The sequence below is a fragment of the Pedosphaera parvula Ellin514 genome (genome assembly GCF_000172555.1).
In the GTDB taxonomy this organism is placed as follows: Bacteria; Verrucomicrobiota; Verrucomicrobiia; order Limisphaerales; family Pedosphaeraceae; genus Pedosphaera.
In genome coordinates, this window is record NZ_ABOX02000031.1 from 72,395 (window position 1) to 78,772 (window position 6,378).

Sequence of the window (6,378 nt, forward strand, 5' to 3'; positions counted from 1 at the left end):
TGAAGTCGTTATTAAACTCTATACAATTATGCAAAGGAGACTCGTTTGGTTGCTGTTGGGCCTGCTCTGTATCGGCGGCTTGGCGTACTATCGACATGTCGGCGAGCTGCGCCAGCAGGATAAGATCACGCCAAAGCTGGCTGCACAGGGAGAATCCCAGAGTGCGGCTGTTCACAAGACACAGGTCCCGTCGCCCTTTCAGATGCTGACCAAGAAGGTTGCTGCCAAAGCAGCGGAAAAAGCCACCAATTCTTCCCGCTTCCCGTATCGGCTCAGCAATACCACCAAGACCGTTAATCAACTGGCTAAAAGTGAAACCGGTGTCCTCATGGCCAACGCTTTAATTGATACTGCTGACTCCACCCAGTTGGCGATACCCGAGCATCTGCGTGCTCCCAAGGATAACGGCAGTTTCATCGTCCAGGCCCGTGGTCCCGTCGACGACTCCTTCCGCCTGGCGTTGCATGCTGCGGGCGCAGAAATCGTATCCTATGTTCCCAACAATGCTTATCTCGTCCGCATGTCGGACTCCGAGGCAGCAACCTTGCGGGGAAACTACAGAGTCCAAAGCGTTCTGACTTATGAACCTTATTACAAGTTGGAGACGGGCCTGTTGAAGTCCGCTGTCGAACAAACAGCTCTCCCTGAAGGAACGGAGTTGAAGTTGACGTTGTTCCCCGGAACCCGTGACGCTGCGCTGGCTGAACTGAATAAGCTAAATGTCGAAACGATTGCTGAGGAACGCTCGCCTTTTCGTAGTCAGGTACTCACGGTTCGTGTTCCTAAGGATGCCTTACCATCGCTCGCCACGATGCCAATGATTGAAGGAGTGCAACGGTCTTATTCACGAATGGCTGCCAATGATTTGTCGCGCACCACTCTGCGGGTATCACTCAATACGACTAATAGCACCAATTACCTCGGGCTTACCGGCACCAACATTTTGATCAATATCAATGACACCGGCGTGGATCAAACTCACTTCGATCTTACCAATCGTATTTTTGCCGATTTTACTAACAGCCTTTTTGATACTGTAGGCCATGGTACTCATGTGGCTGGCACGATTGCCGGAAGTGGAGTGATGTCCTCGACTGTAAGCAATGTTCCGCCGGGTTCGGTAAAGAATGCCAATTTTCGCGGGATGGCGCCTGGAGCCAAACTCTATGTTCTGTCTCTCGATTCTTCGGACACCTATTTGCAAGAGCAGGCTGCTCAAACCAACGCGCTCATCTCTAACAATAGTTGGGGTTATAGAAATGCATTCGAATATAACATTGAAGCCGCTAGCTATGACGCGGCTGTCCGTGACGCGCTTCCCTCCAGAGTTGGGCCGCAGCCAGTGTTATTCGTTTTTTCTGCCGGCAACAACGGAAATGGAGATGATAGCGGATTGAGTGGGGATGCTGACAGCATTCTTTCTCCCGGAACAGCCAAGAATGTCATCACTGTAGGAGCTATCGAGCAATTACGGAATATCACCAATGATGTTTATTTTAATGGTGAAACCAATAAATGGTTCCAAGGCATATCCGATAGCAAAGATCAGGTAGCCGGGTTTTCCAGTCGTGGGAACGTAGGCATTGGCCTGGAAGGCGATTTTGGACGGTTCAAACCGGACGTGGTTGCTCCCGGAACTTTTGTCATCTCCACCCGGTCCGGACAGTGGGATACGAATTCCTATTACAACCCTACAAATCATCAATACAATTTGATCACTGATCAGTCAGTCGATCCGAATACGCTCACGCCGATGCCACCATTTTTCCTTCCAGATAACGCGGTAGGGCTAAACATTCGTCTTTTTCCAAACAATTTTTCTCCATCACCATTTCCAAGCACTCCTGTTTATTTGAGGTACGGATCGCCTCCGACGCTTCAAATATTTGACTTTAAAGGAACCAATTTGGTTTCCTTGCCCCAGGACTTTGCTCTGAGAACCGGCGAGCTGTTATTTTACAGCGTTGGAGATCCCACCAATGAAACATTGAATTTCATCGTCGAAACTGAACTGCTTACCACCAACGATAATGGAACTTACTACGACGTTTTGCGTCAACTGAACGATGATCTTGGGCCTTATTATCGTTATGAGTCTGGGACGAGTATGTCTGCTGCCGGCATATCCGGCATGCTTGGCTTGATGCAGGAGTTTTTCGAACAGCGCTTGCACATGACCAACAGTCCGGCGTTGATGAAGGCGTTGTTGATTAACGGAGCGCGTCCGGCGGGATCGGATTATGACTCGCAAGTCAGGAACTCAATTAACTATCAAGGTTGGGGCCTGGCCAACCTCACCAACACTATTCCCCAGGGCCTCACGAATTTCGTTGGTCAATCGGGTTCGATTTCAAATTCACCCGTGCTGATTTTCGATCAAAGCCCGACCAATGCCCTGGCAACTGGTCAGCGGAAGACCTTCAACATTAAGTTAACTGCTCAAGCGGCTGCCCGTCCGCTGCGTGCAACGTTGGTGTGGACCGATCCTCCGGGTAATCCTAATGTGGGTATCAAGCTGGTGAATGACCTCGATTTGATTTTGACCAATCTCGATACGGGAGATGTTTACTACGGCAATGATATCCAGGTGGGAGCAGACTTCAACCAGCCTTGGGACACCAATGGTCCGCCCACGCTGGACTTTGTAAACAACGTTGAAAATATTTACATCGCACCGCCTGTGGGCACGAACTTCTCCATCACCGTTCTTGGAAGAAGAGTCAACATCAATGCGGTAACGGGCAACACCAATGATATCGTCCAGGATTATGCCCTCGTCGTTTCCAGCGGCAATGGAGATGTGACGAATGCTCTGACCTACGCTGACGGACCGAAACAAACCAATATTGTTTCCAATACAACCACGGTGACCAACGGAATTCCGCTGTTCTACCAAAGAGTTGGCGGAAATTCACAATATGCCGCCACCACGAACGGTTCGCGTGGTCAGTGGAATTTCTACATTTATACCAATACCAATAATTACACCAACGTCGCTTTCGTAACGTTCCTGCCGCCTGAGATCGGATTGACCCGCATCGGTACCCGTGAGAGCGACCCCGCAACTGCTGGTCGTGCTGAAGCAGATATCGACATGTATGTGTCCACTGATCCAAACCTCCTCAACCTGAATCAGAATGTTTTGAATGCAGCCTACCAATCCACGACCCGCACGGGTACTGAGAAGGTGCTGCTCACCAACTCCAGCGCGGGACAAACTTATTATATCGGGATCAAGTCCGAGGATCAGCAAGGAGCTGAGTACAGTTTCCTCGCAGTATCAAGCTTTCTTCCTTTTGGGTTGCGCGATGCCAATGGCAATATCATTGTCAATATGCTGACCTCATTCCCGGTGAACATACCCGATGGTTCTCCTGGCAAACCGGGTCATACGGCCCTCATCGGTGTGAGCACAGAACCCGATGCTGTTCGCCGAGTCATCGTGACCAACTCGATTACGCATCAAAACTTTGGAGATCTTCTCGGCACACTTTCGCACGGGCGCAAGCTGGTAGGGTTGGACAACCATACCTACTTCGATAATCCCTCGGCGATCAGCCAGACCTTCGTCTATGATGATAGCGGTCAGAATGATATTCCGGACTCACGTCATACCGATGGTCCGGGCACTCTGCAAAAATTCATTGGAGACAAGGCCGCGGATGGCGTGTGGATCATCACCATGGTGGATGATGCGCTAACCCAAACCGGTCGTGTGGATCTTGCCGGCATCACTTTGGAACCGAAGAGTCCGACCAATAACGTCCATGTTACCCTAGCTGGCCATTCCTATTGGTACGACTTCATCGATGTGCCGCCGAATGCAACCAACTTGACGGTGAAACTTGGCATCACCGGTCCCAATGGATTGGACTTGATGATTCGTCGTGGTAATTTGCCGACGCTCACCGCATACGACAAAATGGCCTTCATCACATCGCCAGGCGGTCAGTTGTCGATGACGAGCTATGACAGTCCGCCGCTCAACCCCGGTCGGTATTATATTGCGGTATACAATCCCAGTGCGCTCTCGGTCACCTTCAACATATCGGAGTTTTTGTACTATGGCTTGAATCCGATCAAACCATACACATTCCTTTCAAAGGGAAACGAGCCGATCCTTGATGATGCGGTCAGCTATTCCACAAACTTCGTAGGTATCCACAGCCATGTGGTAAGTGCGGAAGTGGGGCTGCGCATTGATCATCCGCGCATTTCGGATTTGGTGCTTACTTTGATCAGTCCACAAGGGACACGTGTGCTCCTGGCCGAAAACCGTGGTCGGTTGGACACGCACGGTTACGGGGCAGGAGTAAATATCACTAATACGTACCAGCCTTTCAACTCCGGTAATGCGTTGGCGCAAACCAATACGATTCCGGTGAATCTAAGCGCTGGCACGTTGCTGGTAAATTACGATTTCTACTCCATACCTGATACCATGCACATTTATTACGATGGCATCAGGATCTTTGATAGCGGTTCTGTCAATGGGGCAGGGCAGTTCGTCATCGATTACGGTCCGGGAACTTCGAGCAATCTATTCATCATAATGAACGAGGGCAATAATGCCAATCAGCAGACCGCCTGGACGTACAGTCTGACCGCCATTACGAGGACAGCGAATTACGCGTATTTCACTGAGGACACGAATTACGCCACCATCCCCATCAAGTTTGCCGTGCCACCGTTTGGAAGCACAAATACTGTGGTGCCAGCTTCGAATATTTTTACCTCCAGCTTCGAAGGAATTGTGCCTGGAAATTATACTGCGCCGACAACGCTCGATGGGTGGACTCTATTGAATACAACAAATCCAGTGGCGGTGGTGGCCGTACCCAATCTGGCCGATACTGGCACCAATATTCTGGCATTGCACAGCAACTCCATATCTCGAATTCTGCCGACAATTGCCGGTCGCGACTATCGCTTACAATTCGTCAGCCGTGGTCAGCCGGCCTTGACTCCGATCAGTTGGTGGAGAGCTGAATCGAACTATTTGGACTCTGCTGGCGGAGGCAATGACGCACAGGTGACCGCTGGAACCGTGACATTTGCTCCAGGCATTGTGGGCGAAGCATTCAGTATTGTTAACGGGATGCTTCGTGTGGTGGGTGACCCGGCAAACTTGCAGCTGACCAATAATTTTTCATTCGAAGGCTGGCTTTATTCCAGTAACCTGACCTATGCTCAGGCGATCTTTTATCGATCAGATAACCGCTCCGGTTATGATCCATATACACTTTCGATCGCTCCAAACGCTGGTACTCCGGGCTTTGGCGATCTCAGTTTCGCCGTTACTGGCAATGCCAATAATTCGTTTTGGATTACAGCGTCATTTCCGCTAAACCAGTTTGCTCATGCAGCCTGCACTTATTCAAATGGTTTGATGAGCCTGTATATCAACGGACGGTTGGCGGCACAATCCAACACAACTATTGTCCCGATTGGGGCGTTGCAGGTTGGTGCGGATCCAGGTGTGGGTATAGGAAATGTAGGCGATAGTTCGTATAATGCGCCCTTTGTCGGTTTGATTGACGAAATGACAGTTTACGGGCAAGTCCTCTCAGCTTCTCAGATCCAAAGTATCTACGCCGCCGGCAGTGCGGGCAAATGTCCGGTCTTTGGCGGGTGTTCGGTGATTGCTGATCTTGTTCTGGCCGGCATTACCAATACGATCTCGGCTGCGGATAATTGGGTTACCAATACTTATACTTTCACAGCTCCCAGCAACAATATGGCCTTGCAGATTTTTCCTCATGACAACGGCTTGCTGGTTGATTCGTTCCAACTCATTCAAAACCCCATGCTTAATCCTACCAACTTCTTCCTGCCTGAAGAAGGGCTGGACAAGTTGGCGGGAGAAAATTCCTACGGCGATTGGAAATTGGAAATCCTGGACAACCGTGCCGGCGCAACAAATCCTGTGCCGACATTGGTCAGTTGGCAACTCAGCATGGTGTTGGATTCAGTCACTCCGCTGGCGACTCCGTTATCGCATGGAATTTCGCAGACGAACTTAGTTAATCCGAACGAGATTAAATATTTCTCTGTCGATGTTCCGCTGTGGGCGAACTTTGCAACCAACATGTTGTTCAACGTCACTGGCGGCAGCGTAAACCTGCTGTTTAATCAGGATACGCTGCCAACCGGCACGAATGGCGGCGATTATGTGTTAATGTCTGCGCCTGCGGTTCCAAATTTTGTTACGCTTAGTGCGACCAATGGCACGCCTATTTTGGTTCCTGGCCAGCGTTATTACCTAGGGGTTCAAAACCTTGGAAATGCCGTCGTCACCTTTAATATTGAGGTTGATTTCGACATCACTCCGCTCACGAATGCGGTGCCGCTCACCAACACATTGGCTTCGATAGGGCA

1 protein-coding gene is annotated in these 6,378 nt (G+C 50.2%); it reads left to right on the forward strand.

Annotation, left to right across the window (positions count from 1 at the left end; all coding sequences use genetic code 11):
- Positions 1–28: 28 nt before the first annotated feature.
- A partial coding sequence (locus tag CFLAV_RS20840; RefSeq protein ID WP_007416808.1) for a S8 family serine peptidase occupies positions 29–6,378 on the forward strand: 6,350 nt, incomplete at its 3' end.